The organism is Phycisphaerales bacterium (assembly GCA_029268515.1).
In the GTDB taxonomy this organism is placed as follows: Bacteria; Planctomycetota; Phycisphaerae; order Phycisphaerales; family SM1A02; genus JAQWNP01.
On sequence record JAQWNP010000003.1, the window covers coordinates 74,827 to 91,379 of the forward strand.

The window sequence follows — 16,553 nt, forward strand, 5'->3', positions numbered from 1 at the left end:
GGATGATCCATGCAGAATCTTACCCAATTGTTATTGGCAGAGGCCTCCTCTGAAATGCTCCTAAGCCCATGGAAGCCAGTATTGATACTGGCCGCCGTTGTTTCATGGGGATGGCTCGTCGCAACGTATCTAGATAAAGATGCGGATAAGTTTCATCTCAATCGTACGCAATGGAATAGCATTCATGCAGGAGCAGCATGCGCGGGCTTGGCTGCGATGTTTTTTATTCCGACTTTCTGGGCAAGCTTCCCCGCTGGCCTTTTGATCATGAGTTCATCGATTGCTGCTTACTGGTTTGCCCGAAATAAGCAGGTGCCAGAGGCAGAACGATTCACACTCACCAAAACGAGCTTCACCGACAAGATAGAGGCTCGCAAGATCGCAAAGGCGAATAAATCAGCGGCTCTTCGATTCACCGATTCCACCGGCTCAAAGAAGCAACTCCCAGCCAAGGAAGACGACCTATTCGCAACGCACCTGCTCACCGAGGACCTCCTAGGCCCCCCACTGACAGCACGTGCCTCTCGTGTCGAAATGAAGATCACGAAGCAAGGTGCCACCAGCATTCGCACCGTCGATGGCATGCAATTCAAGCAGCCGAATTTGAGTACAGAGGATGCTGTTGCTGTCCTTGCTTACCTCAAGGAGCTCGGGGGATCAAATCCTGACGAGATCAGAAGGCGGCAAAAGGGCGACTTCAAAATCGATGGCCCCAACGGCGAAGTTGATACCGTCATCCTGACCGCTGGTTCGAGCGCCGGCCAATCAATGCGACTTGAATTCGACCTGGCTACCAGACTCGACAAGCCACTGGACTCCTTAGGATTCCTGCCATCACAACTTGAACCCATCACAGCCCTTTTAGAAGAACACAAACGACATGGAGTCGTGCTTGTTGGGTGTCCGCCAGAACAAGGCTCCTCGACACTGGCATATGCTCTAATCGCAAGCCATGATGCCTACACTTCACATGTTCGCACCCTCGAAATGAGTCTGGACCGTGAGCTTTCCGGCGTCGACCAGAATATCTACGACCCGACAAATCCGGACATCGACTTTTCAACAGCACTCCAGTCACTACTGAGGCGCGATCCTGACGTCATGCTCTGTCGATCGCTGCCCGATCGAGCGACTGCTTCAGTCATTTGCGCACCAGGCCGAAAAGGCCCGCTGATCTATGTTGAAGAACCAGCCACTTCAACCGCGGATATTATTCGCCAATGGGTCCGAAAGGTTGGCGATATAAGCCAGGCTGCAGATGCACTCGTGATGGTCATTAATGGCCGGGTGATGCGAAAGCTTTGTCCGAATTGTCGCCAACCGTACACGCCCAGCGATTCGCAGCTCAAAGCACTTGGAATGAACAGCGATAAAACAAATCAGTTCTACCGTGCCAGTGGTAAAATCCAGGTAAAGAATAAGATTGAAGAATGTCCGGTGTGCAGCGGAACTGGCCACCTGGGCCAAACTGGCATCTATGAAGTCATGGTCGTCAGTGCGGCCATTCGACAAAGTCTCGCACAGGGCGATCTCAAATCTGCCCTGTCCCAGGCTCGCCGAGAAAAAATGATCCTCATTCAAGAGAGCGCTCTGGCTAAAGTTGTATCTGGTGAAACTTCACTCGAAGAGGTTGGCCGTGTCAGCGCAAAGAAGGCAAAGAAAAACGCACCTCAAGAAAAAACCACCCCTGCTTAAGATGCAGCAGCAGACTTCACTTGACCGTCGAGATCAATTATGACTTTTACTTTTAATGTAATCATCATCGGAATTGTGTTACTTATTGGATACTGGTGGGCAAACCAAGGCCTGCTCAGTTCCTTGCTTCATCTCACCTGTGTTATTGTTGCTGGCGCTATTACCATCGCTGTCTGGGAACCAATCACACTAGCCATTCTGAGTGGCGGCTGGTTCGACAACTACGCATGGGGCGCTATCTTTCTGGCGTGTTTTGCCGTCTTCTTAGGCTTAGCACGCTCCATCAGCGACCAGGCTGTAAAGGCAAATATTTTTCTTCCGCCGTGGGCGAATATGACCTTTGGCTTTGTATGCGGTGCCCTCTCAGGCATCATCACGGTTGGCATGATCGTCATCGGAACTGGCTTTTTTCAAACCGCCGATTCAATCATCTATCCGGGATGGGGACGTGATCGCGATGCCAGGGCAATTGTCGAACGAGAACCCAAACCATGGCTGCCAGTCGCGAAGTGGACGGTCGATTTCTACGAATACACGAGCCTCGGCTCACTGTATCCCAATATTTCAGGAGCGCCTTTAGCCAGGCAATACCCATCTCTGGACCGGCAGGCAAGTCTTGTTCGAGATTCCTTTGGCGAGGGCAAAGGGCAGTTATCACTGGCTCCTGATGGCGCCACAGTGAGTGACGTGTTCAAGCTAAAGCCAAAGGCTGGGGGCACCTCAATGGAATTTGAGTCGCTGGCTCAAATGGGCATTCTCAAGATTTTAATTGACCAGTTAAAAAATACAGGCGCAGCAAGAAGTGATATTCGAATTCTTGAAAGGATCCAGGCGGATCCACAGGCTGCACCATCACTCATGGCACAAATGTCGCCTGAGCTGCAACTCATGCTCAGCGCAGCATCTGGCAGCGGCACACAGCGCTACCTTGGTAAACCGAGAAATGACCAAAGCACCCTCATCGTGCTTATTTCTTTTGGATCGGATTCCATTGACTTCGGCGAGCAACTGACACTTTCACAAGCCCAGGTGAGACTCATCTGTCATGAGCGTGACGGCAGCGCCAGTAAGACCGCAGAAGTTATCTTTCCATATGGGTGGGGCCAATCTGTAACGACGGCGCCATTTGCAAATTTCATATTTGACTCGCAAACGTACTACGTCACGAGCGTACCGGGGCGAGAAGCGGCCTCTGTTGCATTTAGTTTTATTGTTCCAAATGATCTGCAAGCAAAGTTCATTCAAATCCGTGGCACAAGATATAACCTTGATAGTTTTGAAGATCGCCAGACTGGCCAGTTTCCGGCGATCTCCGATTTTGAAGCAAACACCAAGATCATTGAAGCTTTCCAACCTCAGGCGCCCCCCGGCTTCGGTTTTGGTGGGCCTCCTAGCATGTAATAAATTCCTTTCATAAACGACCCTCTTCCTGGCTGGATTCATGTATCAACAAAACCTCTACATAATCACCCTGTCTTCACTGTTACTTTTCTGGCTTTCAGCCTGCAGCGACACCTCATCTGATCCAGCTGAGTCAGCGACGCAAGACCAGCAGCCTGATGCGGTGGTCTATGATTTCACCCCAGTTAATATCAATCCGATGTCTGAGGTCAGCCTTAAGATCGTCACGCCGCGTATGAGTACCAATATGTTGCCTGGCACCATGAGCCATATTGATAACTTCTTGACTGAAGGCACGCTTCGTATGGTGGCCAGGAATTCTGGGCGAAGACCATCAAAGACACTGCGAGTCCACGGATACTATGAGCCACATGGAACCATGATTGTTCAGGTCGACGTCTCACAGCTGGCCCTACAAGTTGAAGCAGCGATGGGACGAGATCAGAATATTGCATTGGTTGATGAGGATGGCTGGACCTTTTCACCCTTCGGCTACTGGCTACGAGAGGGAGCTGAAGTTGAAATTGGCCTCGATTCTCGAAACTACTTTCGCACCCTCAAAGATCTTCCTCCACTACCAAGCAGCGGAGAGAACCAACTCAAGCTTCTCTTCAAGCCCACACTCAATGCGCATATCGTTGGCATGACGGTCGGCAACACCTTGGTCGGCACAGCTGATTTCTGGGTGGTCCCACGAAACTAGTCGCCTACAAAGAATCTTCCGCTAACATCCGATCAATGTAGTGGATATCAAATTCAACATTGACAAACTGGCTGTTGTCCAGAAGGCTCCGATGCAGACCAATCGTGGTCTTGATTGGGCCGATCTCAAATTCATCAAGAGCGATCTTCATCCTTGCAATCGCTTCAGTGCGAGTTGGCGCATGCACCAAGAGCTTCCCGATCATCGAGTCATAGTTTGCAGGTATTCGATAGCCAACACCCGCATGCGAATCAATTCGTACACCCGGCCCTCCCGGTGTTCGGTAGGTCTCGATTAATCCTGGCTGCGGCATAAAACCACGTGAAGGATCTTCGGCGTTAATACGGCATTCAATGGCATGGCCATCAAGCTTGATGTCCTCTTGCTTGTAGCCAAGAGGCTCACCTGCAGCGACTCGAATCATTTCTTGAACGATATCCACACCTGTAATTAGTTCTGTAACAGGGTGCTCAACTTGAACTCTCGTATTGACTTCAAGCATGTAAAAATTCTGTTGCCCATCCATCAGAAATTCGACTGTCGCAGCCCCAGAATACTGGGCACGCTTGATCAGTTGGGCGGCTGAAGCACAAACCGCATCACGGACCTTTTCCGAAACCTTCGGTGCAGGCCCCTCCTCGATGAGCTTCTGATGACGACGCTGTGTCGTGCAGTCTCGGTTATAAAGATGAACAGCATTACCATGACTGTCGCCCAGCACTTGCACTTCTATGTGCCTGGCCCTTTCAAGATATTTCTCGAGGTAGATCGCACCGTTTCCAAAGGCAGCCTTCGCCTCCATGCTTGCCTGCCCCATTGCGGCAGAAAGTTCGGTTGAATCATGGGCAACGCGCATTCCCCGACCTCCGCCGCCAGCGGATGCTTTGACAATGACTGGATAACCAATTTCCTCGGCAACTTCTAACGCCTCATCTTCCTCTTCAATGGCGCCTTCACTGCCGGGGAACACCGGCGTCTTGGTCGCGCGAGCCATATTTTTACAGCTGACTTTATCGCCGAGCAATCGCATCGCTTCGGGACTTGGCCCAATAAACTCAATATGGCAGTCTCGGCAGACCTCCGCAAAATGAGCGTTCTCCGCCAGGAAACCATATCCAGGATGGATCGCATCCACATTGGCTATTTCAGCTGCTGAAATAATTCGATCAACACGCAGGTATGATTCAGTAGCTGGCCCAGGACCAATACAAATAGACTGAGATGCATGCTTAAGCCAAGGCCCATCAGCATCCGCTTCTGAGTAGACGCAAACTGGATCAATGCCCAGAGCCTTTGCAGCTCGGATAATCCGCAGGGCAATCTCTCCTCGATTTGCAATCAAAATACGTGAGAACATTTTTTTTACCTTGAACAGCTTCTCAAACAGAGAAGCAATCCTAGATTCGGCTGTCTATGCGCTAGGGTCAATCAGGAATAGTGGCTGCCCGAATTCAATTGATTCACCATTTGAAACAAGCACTTTACGAATGGTGCCACTGGTTTCAGCCTTGATCTCATTAAAGATCTTCATTGCTTCAACAAGGCAAACGACTGTATCTGCAGTAATCTCATCACCCACTTTTACGAATGCATCAGAGTCCGGGTTTGCCGCGGCGAAAAACGTACCGACCATTGGGCTGGAAATACTTGGAAGATCTTCAACCGATGCCTCGTCCGTCACTGGCGGAGAGGCCGCCGGTGCTGCCGCGGGAGCCGCCGCAACCGGAGCGGCTGCTGGAGCCGCTACTGGGGCCTGAATAACCACTGGCGACTCTTCATCACGCCTTCTACGCAACGTCACCTGCTCTTCTGTATCACGTAGATCTAGCTCAGTGAGATCATTAGTGACCATCAGCCTGACAAGTTCTTTAAGTTTACGAATATCGATCATGCACCTAGCTCCATGTCACTGGTAATACCAACGCCTACTTAGGCCAGCTCCAGCTCCAAGACCTTTAGTTCTTTGCTCATATCAGAAAGTACGCGATGTCCTGAGTCAGTAATCAACACATCATCTTCAATTCGAACCCCACCAATGCCAGGCAAATAAATACCCGGCTCCACAGTCATCACCATACCGGGCTCCAGAGCAGTGCCGGTTTCCAGATTATTGAAATACGGAGCTTCATGCACCTGTCGCCCCAGACCATGGCCAAGCCCATGAATAAACTGATCACCATAACCAGCATTCTCAATCACTTGACGGGAAGCACGATCCACGTCTGCACAGATAGCGCCTGGCTGGCATGCCGCAATACCTGCAAGCTGGGCCTCTAATACGATTGCGTAAACCTCATCAAGCGGCGATGGCATAGAGCCAATAGCGTAAGTCCGGGTCAAATCTCCGTTATAACCAAAGGCTGCAGCGCCCCAGTCAACGAGCAACACACCCTCAGTTATTGGTGTCTGATCAGCGGCATGATGACACAGCGCGCTATTCGCACCGCTGGCCACGATGGTGGAAAAACCACGATCACTGGCACCGAGTCGCCGCATCGCATACTCAAGATTCGCCGCAAAGGCGTGTTCAGTCATACCAATCTGAAGCCCATCTAAAGCTTCAGTCAGCGCCTGCTGCTGAATATTGATGGCATGGCAAATCAACGCAATTTCAGATTCATCCTTGATGCGTCGCATATCCGGAACAACATTCGCGATCGGTACAATCTCAAGACCACTTGGCTCGAGCTCTGCTTTAATTGCATCCATTTCTGCCACGGGCATGACTTCTGCTTGCACGCCCAATCGCCGCACGCCGAGGCTTTTTAGATGATCACGAATCGCATCATTGAGTTTATGCCGTATGCCCATAATGACGCCGGCGCCGGTCGCCTCGCGATCGAAACTGGCTAGCTCATCCTCAAAGCGGCTATCTGAAACAACCCATGCTCCAGAACCAGTCACCACCGCCAAACTCTCATCTCCATGAAAGCTCGTCAGATAGCAAATATCGGTGGGATTGGATATGAGCAGCCCCTCAAGGCCATGTTGCTCCAGAATGGATTGCAGGCGTTCTTGCCGAGCCTTACAACCTGCGAAAGTCGAGAGGCTGAGATCTGAGGATGGGACAGTGGCCTGCATGGGCCGAAGTATACCGATGTCGCCAAATTGCTGCGAACTTGGGCCGTACTTCAGCGAAAAGGAATGAACTTGCGTCCTTGGGACAACGCCTCTTTACTGGCGATCTTCGTGGCCATATTCACGCAGCGAGCGTGGTGGCGAGAGGATCTCGGCCAGCAAAACAGCATCTGCCAGAGCCTGGCGATTTGAGAGTCGCGAATGAATGCGATGTCCGATCTCGCCCTGATCTACAACGTAGGGCCTGCTTTCGCTCGCGGCAAACGGGTCATCATTGGACTGGGCAGAAATAGCCGCAGGAGCAGTCGCTGGCAACTGAGCCGTCGGAGCAGCTGCTGGCGACTGCAGTGTCCCAAGCTTCTTTGCTCTAGAAGAGCTCATCGCCGGCGTCTTGACTGGTTTGACTGGCTTGGCCGACGGACGCCTCTGGAGCCTTGAAGCTTGCACACCGGAGCCAGATACTTGAGAGACTGCCACCTTTGGGGCCGCGGGCGAACGCCCTCCTGCCCGAACTTGAGTCGTCTTTTTTACTGGCGATTTCGACGCCATTTTCTCTAATACCGAAGTGCGAAACTTTTTATATTCGGCTTGTGACTTTTCTGCACGCGATGTTTTGCTCTGCTGCGCGATGGCGGTTTTACGGGCTGCCTTGTTCTTCTTGTCATTGGCTTTTTGTAAAAAGCCACCAACGACGGATACAGCCGTAATGATCAGGAAGATGAGAATATCCCATGAAGGCATCGCGTAGACAGTATAGCCCCATCCGCACGAACGCTCACAAATGCGCGGCCGGCAGTAAGTAGCTGCCCCCACCCACCTCTCTTACCAAACGAAAACCGCATCCAAAGACCTCGGATAACTGCCCAGGCTCAAGGACTTGATCAACATCTCCAGCAGCCATCAATCTGCCCTGAGAGAGGAGCCAAGCCTCATCACCAGCCTGGGCAGCCAAGGTCAGGTCATGGAGAGCCATCAGAACGGTTGCTCCTGCATCTGCAAGCATTCGTGCAACAGCAGACACAGCCCCCACATGTTTGAGGTCTAGTGCTGCAGTCGGTTCATCCAACACGAGATAACGCCCCGACATATCGAATGGCTTCTGGGGGTCAGGCCCAAGCTGAGCCAGCGCTCGAGCAACGGCTACCAATTGTTGCTGCCCCACAGAAAGTTCTGCGAAAGGTCGATGAAAAAGACTTTGCTGCAAGCCCACCATTTCCATGGCCCAATCTACGCGATCTTCGGACCGCCCCAAGGCATATCGCCCCAATGAAACGACTTGGCGTACTGAGAAGCGAGCTGAAATTGTCGGGCGCTGCGCCACGTAGGCCAAAGCCGCTGCACGCTTCTTTGGACTGAGCCTCTTGATAGAACGAACGCTCCCTCGCCTTCGAATGGTGATCCGGCCGTGACTCGGTCGCTGCACGCCAGCGATCGTTCTGAGCAATGTTGATTTTCCTGACGCATTTGGGCCAACAACAACGGTAATCTTGCCCGCCTCGGCCTGACAGCTGACATCATGCAGGGCCCGCCATCGCCCATAGCTCACATGCAGGTTCGCTACACAAATGGTCATGCTTGCCCCCGTCCCGACAAGAGTAACCAGAGAAATAGCGGACCACCCAATAAAGCAGTGAAGACGCCAATCGGCATTCTCCCTGCTCCAAGATCGAGGCCCTGTCTTGCCGCATCTGCACCGACAACCAAAGCGATGCCTATGAAAGCCGAGCCAATCACCAGCCCCCCATGCTTTGGCCCAAGTAACAAACGACCAACGTGCGGCGCTACCAAACCGACAAAAGCGATTGGCCCCGCAAGCGCTACAGTCATCGCGGTGAGAATTCCAGCAACACAAAACAAGAGCAGCCGCAGCCAGCCAATCCAAAGCCCGACACTTCGTGCTTCGGCATCACTGAGCGATGCTGTGTCCATAGCACGCCCCATCAGCAGCCCAATCAGAACGCCGCCCAATGCAATGCCACCTGCAATGACCAAAGTTGGGCCGGAAACAATCTGAGGTATTGAGCCCATCAGCCAACCCATAAACTCACCGCGGGTTCCAGTTGGAACCAGAAACTGAACACACATAATGCCGGCGCCACAAATTGCAGAGACAATGACACCAACCAATATAAGTGTGAGCGGGTCTAATACACCCCGCCGCTGTGCCAACAAATAGACAATACACATCACACTGAGCGCGCCCACAAGAGCGGGCACAGCATCGACACGCATTTGATCGCCAACGCCTGGTTTCTCGCTCGCTATATACATTGCAATCATCACACCAAGGCCTGCTCCCGCAGAAAGCCCGAGAATGAATGGAGATGCTAAAGGATTGCGAAGAAGGGCTTGCAACATCACGCCCGAGGTGGAGAGGCTACAGCCTACGATGGCGGCAACGGCGAGTGCTGTCCAGCGGAATACCGCCCATCCTTGCGGGCCGGCTTGAGGCCATGCCAAAGAAACCTCACCCTGGGGTGTGCGATCAATAAGCAATCGCAAGATACAGACCGCGATGGCCACGACAAACAAGGCGAGTATCCACCACAAACGGTCCTGTCTCTTGTGTGGCTTACTCATAAGAAGTACTCGTTTGCAAATCCGCTTCTGCAAGTTGGGCAATAGATTTCTTGAGCGCAGTCGCCACCTCAATGACACGACTACTGGGGATCAATGCTTCAGGATGATCAAGTAGCACGACGCGCCCTTGAGAGACCGCATCAATTGGAAGCATCTCAATAGTAACCACAGCAGACCCTTGAGCCGCTCCAACCACAATGACGCCCTTGGGATCGATTCGTACCACATCCTCCGCCGACAAAGTTCGCCACGCTCCTGATTCCAGAGCATTCGGCACGCCGAAGCCTGCCAGCAGTTCCCCCATATAGGTGTCAGGACCAAACGCCAAGAGCGGCTGCCCACCAGTGACAACTAGAGTCCGACCAGACCAGCGTTGTGCACCGGCACCAATCGTATCCATCGCGGCTATCAGTTTCCGCGACTGCTGCTGGCCCTTTCCATCTAATAATTCTGGCAACTCAGCGAGCACGGCGCGAATATCAGCCAAGTTGTTGACTGGCCAACTCCCAATACCCCAGCCCCGGGACTCAGCCAACTGGTGAAGCTCAGGAAGTGGCCCTGCGGCAGTTGCCTGGACAACCACATGCGTGGGATCCAGCCTTACCATCATTTCATAATCAACTTCATAAAGATCGCCGACAATGACAGCTCGTTGATTTTCAGGCCTACAAAAGGGCGTGCAACCAACAACAACATCAGCAAACCCCATGTCTTCAAGAGTGCGCGTCAACGCAGGACTCAACGAGATAACTCGCAGATCATTTCTATCATCCGGAGACGACGACTCGGCACAAGATGTGTGCATGATGAGCTGGAATGTCATCAGAATCAGCAACACACAAAAGGAAATAAGCCTGCTGCCCTGGGTGCTGATGCCATTAACAGAGTCCATCATCCACCTCACGTCGTCGTCTGTAGTTGAGTGTGACTCAAACGGCGATAGGTATCACAACGAGAAAGGAGCTCCTCATGTGATCCCTGGTCGATGACGCGTCCATTATCCAAAACGATTATGGAATCAGCATTGAGAACGGTAGACAATCGATGGGCAATAACGAGAGAAGTACGGCCCTGACAGAACTCACTGAGCGCCTGATTGATCATCGCCTCCGAATGTGCATCAATCTGACTGGTTGCTTCATCGAGAATCAGAATGGTGGGATCACGAAGGATTGCCCGGGCAATGGCCAGTCGCTGCCGTTGTCCACCAGAGAGTGAGGCCCCTTGTTCAGCCAAGTCGGCATCATAGTGACCTGGCAGCTGGTTAATGAACTCATCTGCATGTGCCCGCCGAGCGGCCTCGATGATCTCCTCTCGTGTCGTTCCTTCTCGCCCAAATGAAATATTCTCGGCGACAGTTCCCCGAAAGAGAACGGTCTCCTGGGTAACAACACCTATCTGTAAACGGAGTGACTTCAAGTCCACACCTGAAATATCGGTGCCGTCAATACAGATTGAACCGGCATCGGGAAGAATCAGTCGAGGCAAAAGGCTGACCAGCGTTGTCTTGCCACTGCCATTTGGCCCGACAATGGCAACACGCTGTCCAAATTTGATATTGACATCGACCTCTTCTAACGCACTTCGGTCGGCGCCAGGATAAGAGAGAGAGATATCCGAAAAATGTATCGATTGGCAATGCCGAGCCAATACGGGCGCTTTAAATCCCTTGGCCACTTCAGGCTGCTCTCCAAGCATATCCAACAGGCGACTCGCCGGTGCACTGGCTGCTTGAATCTCATTAACAAGCCCAGCGAGTGGCCGGAAAGAGGCACCAGCAATGGCAATGGTGGCGATGCCAAGCAGGAACCGATCAAAATCGAGCGTTCCATTAATGATCTGAGAAGCTGCAATGATCGCCAGCACGCCAACAACAAAGACTGACAGGCACTCGACAACTGGCGAGGAGAGCGCACGCATCAATGCGACCTTTGATTCGTTTTGAACCACCTTCTGATTCCCTGAATCAAACTGACGGCTTGCCCGAACTTCAGCTGTATTCGCTTTGACTGCTCTCATGCCCTGCAGGGATTCACTGGCCACGCGAAGTAAATCTTCCTGCGCCTCCAACGAACCGCGCGTACCACGACGGATACGCTTACCAATTTTTCTAAGGAAGTACATCAGGAACGGCCCAACAATAATGACCACTATGACCAAACGAAAATCGATCACAATTGCCGCAATCAACGCGGCACCCCCTTTTGTCACCTGTGCCAGCGCACGGCTCAAAAGAGAGTTAAAGCCAACCTGCAGGGCCGTCGAGTCGCGAATGATTCTCGCAATAAACTCTGAGGGGCCACGGCTAATAATTCGGCCAAGCGGCATAGCAATTACTTGATCGAATGCGTCCTGTCGGATGTTTGCGATCGTTCGAATGATGACCAGCTTACTCAGGTAAAGATGCAAGAAGTTGGCCAGCCCGCCGATCACAGTCAGGACGGCGAGGAATGCCATCATGAAGAGGACACCATTGAATGGATCCGTTGGCAGGATGCTGACCAGCCACTGCGGAATAGAGATCATGTGGTCAGCCGCATTAAAGTTGTTGGCTTGTGCTCGTAAAGAATTAGCTGCATCGGGATTCGCAATTTCTGCAACGACAGGCCCGAGGCTAACCAGCCCAACACCTAAACCAGCAGCTGAGATAAAGGCGAAGATGATTGCCCAAATAATCAGGGTGCGGTAACGGAACAACTGCCTTGAAAAATGCCAGAAAGATCGATCCATAAGTTGGGGCAGTATATGTGCCAGTGCCCTGGTTGGCCTGGCTACATCCCTTTATGTGTTATTGAATCAGCATCTCAAATATCGTCCAGAACTCTGGAAAACTCTTCCTGACGCAGGCAGGATCCTCAATCGATAGACCACCCCGCCAAAGGCCAAGAACCGCGAAAGCCATCGCCATCCGATGATCATCATAGGTCCGGATCAGAACAGGTGTTTCTGGGAATCGCTGGGGCTTGATCTGTATCCAATCCGCCCCCCCTTGGGCATCAGCTCCAAGCCGATTGAGCTCGGTAACAATTGCCGTAATACGATCACTTTCTTTGATCTTTAATGTCTGCAATCCAGATATACAACTTGGCGTTTTTGCAGTCGCAGCAAGAACGGCAAGCATGACCGCCCCATCTGGGCAGCTTGAAGCATCAAACTCAATACCTCGCAACTCTTTGGGGCCACGCACTGTAACGGAAGCCTCTTGGCGTTCAACAACAGCGCCCATTTCTGAAAGAGCCTCGAGCACATGCATATCAGGTTGCGTACTGTGCCCTGACAAACCTTCAACTTTGCATACTGCATCTGGAATCATTGCTGCTGCGGCAAGGAAATAGAGAGCACTACTTGCATCTGGCTCAATCTGATAGGTTCGACCAGCAACGTTCTTGGGAGGCACAAAGAAAACCCCACCACATGAAGCCTGCCCATCAATCGGAAGTACCACAGGCATTTGCCCCCAAGCACGGAGCAGATCCAGCGTCATGTCAATGTATGGTCGACTTGTCAATGGTTTCGAATACCGCAAGGTCAAGCCATCTCGCAAATGTGCACCAATGAGCAAGAGTGCAGATACAAACTGACTTGAATCTACCTCTCCAATAGAGAGTCGACTGATGACATCACGCGGGGAAGGCGGCGTAATCACTAACGGCAGATGGTCTGATGCAGACTTAAACTCAATGCCACAGCCCATCTGACTCAGGAAGTCTGAGAGCTGCCCAATCGGTCGCTCTCGCATACGAGCACTACCATCTATTCCAACCGCCTCCGAAGCGAGCATCGCAACCGCCATCATAAAGCGACTTGGTGTGCCCCCATGCCCCAAATGAACCTCGCCACCATAAGGCAAACGACCACTGCACCCAATGATCGCCAGCTCTTCACCCTCATAGATTGACTTCACGCCAAGGTCATTGAGCGACTTGAGAAGTCCATCCGTATCATCACTGCGCAGCGCTCCTTGCAAAACGGATCGACCTTCCGCCAGCGCTGCCATCACGATCGCCCTATTTGAGAGGCTCTTTGATCCAGGCACACTCACAGGGATATCAAAAGCCTGACGATGACGGGGAATAACTTTCATATTGGACTCGGTGATGGATCAGCAAGCGTATCAGTCGCCCTTGCGAAAGACGGCGACCACGTCAGCTATTGGTATGACAAAGAGACGGTTGTCACCCTCAAAATCTACAGGAATGCCCTGCTTGGGATTGAAGAGCACTTTGTCATACTGAGCAACAGGATAATCTTCATCATTGGCGATCTGTGCACTGATTGCCACAATCCGTCCAGTGAGGGTTGGAATCTCCAGCTTGTCCGGCAGGTGAATACCAACCTTCGTAATCTTCTTATCCTCATCCTTGCGAATAAGAACCCGATCTCCAATGGGCTCAACAGTCTCGATCGCCATACGCTTTTTCTGGGGTACCTTTGCCATCCCCCTATCATAGCCAAGAAACGCATGATGCCTCCACCTACAATCACAAGAAGCGAGCAACATGGCCCCATAACAGCCAATGGATAAGTTTGGGCCGAAAAGCTACACCACAGCAACCATAACAGCCCTTACAATGATCTAATCAATCACGGCTGGCCATACTTCCCCCTACTTTCGGATGTTTCTCCGTGTGGTGGCGTGATCTAGGAGCAAACGAGTTATGGTTCAAGGAACCCCGACACCCGCAAAGCAAAGCCCGGCCCCGAGCACGGATCCACTTCATCTGATAGATGTTGATCATGTGCGATTTAACGTCGGAAATGCAAAGCAAGCTGCCTACTTCTATGCCAGCTGCTTTGGCTTTGATATCTCACAGATAAGTGACCTCACCACTGGCGCCCGCAAAGAAGCCCGATATCTCTTGACTCAAGGCAATATTCGAATCGTCCTGACCACAGGACTTTGCCCTGATGGCGAATCGCAACAACACATCAATCGATTTGGCGACGGGGTCAAAGACATTGCCTTCAGCGTGTTCGATGCCGAGCGAGCCTATAAGCAAGCATGCGCCAATGGTGGCGAAAGCGCTTACGAGCCATATGAAGCGACTGATGAGAACGGCCGTGTTGTCATGGCCGGTATCAAAACCTATGGCGAGGTTATTCACAGCTTTGTGTCACGCCATGGCGACTATGAACTTCCCAAGGTAAAAAAAGGCGGGCTGTTTATGCCTGGCTATAAGCACCACCACTTGTCAATCAATGACTACAACAAAGCCAATCCGTGCGGCCTCAAATTCCTCGACCACTGCGTGGGCAATGTAGAAGAAGGCAAGATGGATCAGTGGGTGAACTGGTACGAAAATGTCATGGGCTTTGGACTCTTCAAACACTTCGATGACAACGATATTTCAACCGAACATTCTGCACTAATGAGTAAGGTCATGGCGTCAGGAAATCACCTCATCAAGATGCCAATTAATGAACCGGCCGAAGGCCGAAGGAAGAGCCAGATTGAGGAATATCTCGATTGGCACAACAACTCTCCAGGCGTTCAGCACCTCGCTTTTCGAACCGATGATGAACTGGCCTCTGTTGCCGAACTGCGACGTCGAGGCGTCGATTTTCTCAATATCCCTGAAGCCTACTATGAAATTGTCTGGGACCGCGTGGGCGATATCGACGAGTGCATCAAAAAGGTTCAGGAACTAGGCATTCTTGTCGACCGAGATGATGAAGGCTACTTACTTCAGTTGTTTACGATGCCGCTGCAAGATCGACCAACACTCTTCTTCGAAATTATCTGCCGCCGTGGCAGCCAGAGTTTCGGCAAAGGCAATTTTAAGGCGCTGTTTGAGTCGCTCGAACTGGAACAGGAACGCCGCGGCAATCTCTAATTGATGGCAGGAAGCACATATGCCCTACTACACCCAGCTCGGCGAGATTCCAGCAAAACGGCACATACAGTTTCGCCAGCCATCCGGCGAGCTCTATAGCGAAGAGGTGTTCGGCACCGAAGGCTTTGTTGGCCCAACTTCGATCATGTATCACATCCATGCGCCCACTCAGGTAACTGGCTGGAAGCTGCTTTATTCCACTGCAACTGAGTTTGTGGAAACCGATGTCATGCGCATGCGTCATATTCAGTCACAGGGAATGAAACCGGCTGGCGATCCGGTAACAGGCCGCATGGTCCTGCTTGGCAATGCTGATGTAGAAATGAGTATCTGCTTGCCTGCGGAAACAATGGATTATCACTATAAGAATGGCTCTGGAGATGAACTACTCTTTATCCACCATGGCTCAGGAACACTCTATACAAGCATGGGCACACTCAAGTTTGGGCCCAAGGACTATGTCGTCATTCCAAAGGGCGTGATCTACCGAATGACCTTTGATGCGAAAGCAAGTCCAGATGATCCAGACCCGCGATTCCTTTGTTTCGAGACCATGAATACATCGCACATCTTGCCGCCAGCGCGATACATGTCAAAGAAGACAAGCCAGTTCCTAGGGCATGCACCCTACTGCGAACGTGATCTTCGAACTCCAACGTTGCCGTTGACCTATGACGAAGCGGGTGAATTTGAAGTGCGCATTAAGGCTCGAGACCGTGTCCACAGTTATATCTACGACTACCATCCGCTCGACATTGTTGGATGGGATGGATGCTACTACCCATATTGCTTCAATATTGATGAGTTTTCTCCCATCGTTGGCAAACATCATATGCCGCCACCAACACATCAGACCTTTGAAGGTCACAACTTTGTAATCTGCTCGTTCTGCCCCCGTACACTTGACTTCCACCCACTGGCAATTCCAGTGCCCTACAACCACAGCAATCTCGATTCCGATGAAGTGCTTTATTATGTAGAAGGAAACTACAAAGCTCGAAAAGGAATTTCTTCAGGCTCCTTCAGCCTCCATCCTCAAGGTATTCCGCATGGCCCTCATCCCGGCACGGTTGAAAAAAGCCTTGGTGCGACATGGACTGATGAACTGGCCGTGATGTGCGACACATTCCGACCTCTTTTTCCAACCAAGGCAGCGCTCGGCTTAGACGACCCCAACTACCCGGCATCGTGGGCGGCATGGAAACCTGAAAACAAAGACCACGACAGTACAACCACGGACACTTGGTCCTAACAGGGTCAGG

At 51.7% G+C, this 16,553-nt stretch carries 15 protein-coding genes; 5 read left to right on the top strand and 10 right to left on the bottom strand.

The window, feature by feature from the left end; translation table 11 throughout:
• The first annotated feature begins 9 nt into the window (after positions 1-9).
• The 3 genes from P8J86_02675 to P8J86_02685 are packed head-to-tail and all read left to right on the top strand — an operon-like array spanning position 10 to position 3,799.
• Positions 10-1,695, top strand: a complete 1,686-nt coding sequence (locus P8J86_02675) for an ATPase, T2SS/T4P/T4SS family (protein ID MDG2053588.1) — start codon at positions 10-12, stop codon at positions 1,693-1,695.
• A gap of 39 nt (positions 1,696-1,734) precedes the next feature.
• Positions 1,735-3,096, top strand: a complete 1,362-nt coding sequence (locus P8J86_02680) for a hypothetical protein (GenBank protein ID MDG2053589.1) — start codon at positions 1,735-1,737, stop codon at positions 3,094-3,096.
• A 40-nt stretch (positions 3,097-3,136) separates the two neighbouring features.
• Positions 3,137-3,799 carry a hypothetical protein gene (locus tag P8J86_02685; GenBank protein ID MDG2053590.1) on the top strand — a complete coding sequence of 221 codons (663 nt, stop codon included), beginning with the start codon at positions 3,137-3,139 and terminating at the stop codon, positions 3,797-3,799.
• A gap of 4 nt (positions 3,800-3,803) precedes the next feature.
• Here P8J86_02685 and accC read toward each other — a convergent pair whose 3' ends face one another.
• The 10 genes from accC to P8J86_02735 form a co-directional block, all read right to left on the bottom strand.
• A complete protein-coding gene (accC, locus tag P8J86_02690) occupies positions 3,804-5,156 on the bottom strand; it encodes an acetyl-CoA carboxylase biotin carboxylase subunit (protein ID MDG2053591.1) in 1,353 nt (450 codons plus the stop codon).
• 54 nt (positions 5,157-5,210) lie between these two features.
• Positions 5,211-5,690 (bottom strand): acetyl-CoA carboxylase biotin carboxyl carrier protein, encoded by a 480-nt coding sequence (accB, locus tag P8J86_02695; GenBank protein ID MDG2053592.1) that lies wholly within the window; start codon positions 5,688-5,690, stop codon positions 5,211-5,213.
• 38 nt (positions 5,691-5,728) lie between these two features.
• Complete coding sequence (locus P8J86_02700; GenBank protein MDG2053593.1) at positions 5,729-6,880, bottom strand: Xaa-Pro peptidase family protein; 1,152 nt, start codon at positions 6,878-6,880, stop codon at positions 5,729-5,731.
• Between the two features lie 93 nt (positions 6,881-6,973).
• Positions 6,974-7,618 (bottom strand): hypothetical protein, encoded by a 645-nt coding sequence (locus P8J86_02705; protein ID MDG2053594.1) that lies wholly within the window; start codon positions 7,616-7,618, stop codon positions 6,974-6,976.
• A 34-nt stretch (positions 7,619-7,652) separates the two neighbouring features.
• Positions 7,653-8,450 carry an ABC transporter ATP-binding protein gene (locus P8J86_02710; GenBank protein MDG2053595.1) on the bottom strand — a complete coding sequence of 266 codons (798 nt, stop codon included), beginning with the start codon at positions 8,448-8,450 and terminating at the stop codon, positions 7,653-7,655.
• Positions 8,447-9,457 carry an iron ABC transporter permease gene (locus tag P8J86_02715; protein ID MDG2053596.1) on the bottom strand — a complete coding sequence of 337 codons (1,011 nt, stop codon included), beginning with the start codon at positions 9,455-9,457 and terminating at the stop codon, positions 8,447-8,449. The genes P8J86_02710 and P8J86_02715 overlap by 4 nt, the downstream gene beginning before the upstream one ends.
• Entirely contained in the window at positions 9,450-10,352 is a 903-nt protein-coding gene (locus P8J86_02720; GenBank protein ID MDG2053597.1) for a helical backbone metal receptor, read from the bottom strand. Before P8J86_02720 ends, P8J86_02715 begins: the two co-directional genes overlap by 8 nt.
• Before the next feature lie 5 nt (positions 10,353-10,357).
• On the bottom strand, positions 10,358-12,187 hold the full coding sequence (locus tag P8J86_02725) for an ABC transporter ATP-binding protein (GenBank protein MDG2053598.1): 1,830 nt from the start codon (positions 12,185-12,187) through the stop codon (positions 10,358-10,360).
• A gap of 58 nt (positions 12,188-12,245) precedes the next feature.
• Positions 12,246-13,541 (bottom strand): 3-phosphoshikimate 1-carboxyvinyltransferase, encoded by a 1,296-nt coding sequence (gene aroA, locus P8J86_02730; protein ID MDG2053599.1) that lies wholly within the window; start codon positions 13,539-13,541, stop codon positions 12,246-12,248.
• Between the two features lie 30 nt (positions 13,542-13,571).
• A complete protein-coding gene (locus P8J86_02735) occupies positions 13,572-13,895 on the bottom strand; it encodes a co-chaperone GroES (GenBank protein MDG2053600.1) in 324 nt (107 codons plus the stop codon).
• 220 nt (positions 13,896-14,115) lie between these two features.
• Between P8J86_02735 and hppD the strand changes: the two genes are divergently transcribed.
• Both hppD and P8J86_02745 read left to right on the top strand, forming a co-directional pair.
• Positions 14,116-15,291, top strand: coding sequence for a 4-hydroxyphenylpyruvate dioxygenase (hppD, locus tag P8J86_02740; protein ID MDG2053601.1), 1,176 nt, complete (start codon positions 14,116-14,118; stop codon positions 15,289-15,291).
• A gap of 19 nt (positions 15,292-15,310) precedes the next feature.
• Positions 15,311-16,543: a homogentisate 1,2-dioxygenase gene (locus tag P8J86_02745; GenBank protein MDG2053602.1), complete on the top strand. Its 1,233-nt coding sequence runs from the start codon at positions 15,311-15,313 to the stop codon at positions 16,541-16,543.
• The last annotated feature ends 10 nt before the right edge of the window (positions 16,544-16,553 follow it).

Coding starts and splice junctions, on each gene's coding strand:
- P8J86_02675 (MDG2053588.1), top strand. CDS start 10: ATGCAGAATCTTACCCAATTGTTATTGGCAGAGGCCTCCTCTGAAATG.
- P8J86_02680 (MDG2053589.1), top strand. CDS start 1,735: ATGACTTTTACTTTTAATGTAATCATCATCGGAATTGTGTTACTTATT.
- P8J86_02685 (MDG2053590.1), top strand. CDS start 3,137: ATGTATCAACAAAACCTCTACATAATCACCCTGTCTTCACTGTTACTT.
- accC (MDG2053591.1), bottom strand. CDS start 5,156: ATGTTCTCACGTATTTTGATTGCAAATCGAGGAGAGATTGCCCTGCGG.
- accB (MDG2053592.1), bottom strand. CDS start 5,690: ATGATCGATATTCGTAAACTTAAAGAACTTGTCAGGCTGATGGTCACT.
- P8J86_02700 (MDG2053593.1), bottom strand. CDS start 6,880: ATGCAGGCCACTGTCCCATCCTCAGATCTCAGCCTCTCGACTTTCGCA.
- P8J86_02705 (MDG2053594.1), bottom strand. CDS start 7,618: ATGCCTTCATGGGATATTCTCATCTTCCTGATCATTACGGCTGTATCC.
- P8J86_02710 (MDG2053595.1), bottom strand. CDS start 8,450: ATGACCATTTGTGTAGCGAACCTGCATGTGAGCTATGGGCGATGGCGG.
- P8J86_02715 (MDG2053596.1), bottom strand. CDS start 9,457: ATGAGTAAGCCACACAAGAGACAGGACCGTTTGTGGTGGATACTCGCC.
- P8J86_02720 (MDG2053597.1), bottom strand. CDS start 10,352: ATGATGGACTCTGTTAATGGCATCAGCACCCAGGGCAGCAGGCTTATT.
- P8J86_02725 (MDG2053598.1), bottom strand. CDS start 12,187: ATGGATCGATCTTTCTGGCATTTTTCAAGGCAGTTGTTCCGTTACCGC.
- aroA (MDG2053599.1), bottom strand. CDS start 13,541: ATGAAAGTTATTCCCCGTCATCGTCAGGCTTTTGATATCCCTGTGAGT.
- P8J86_02735 (MDG2053600.1), bottom strand. CDS start 13,895: ATGGCAAAGGTACCCCAGAAAAAGCGTATGGCGATCGAGACTGTTGAG.
- hppD (MDG2053601.1), top strand. CDS start 14,116: ATGGTTCAAGGAACCCCGACACCCGCAAAGCAAAGCCCGGCCCCGAGC.
- P8J86_02745 (MDG2053602.1), top strand. CDS start 15,311: ATGCCCTACTACACCCAGCTCGGCGAGATTCCAGCAAAACGGCACATA.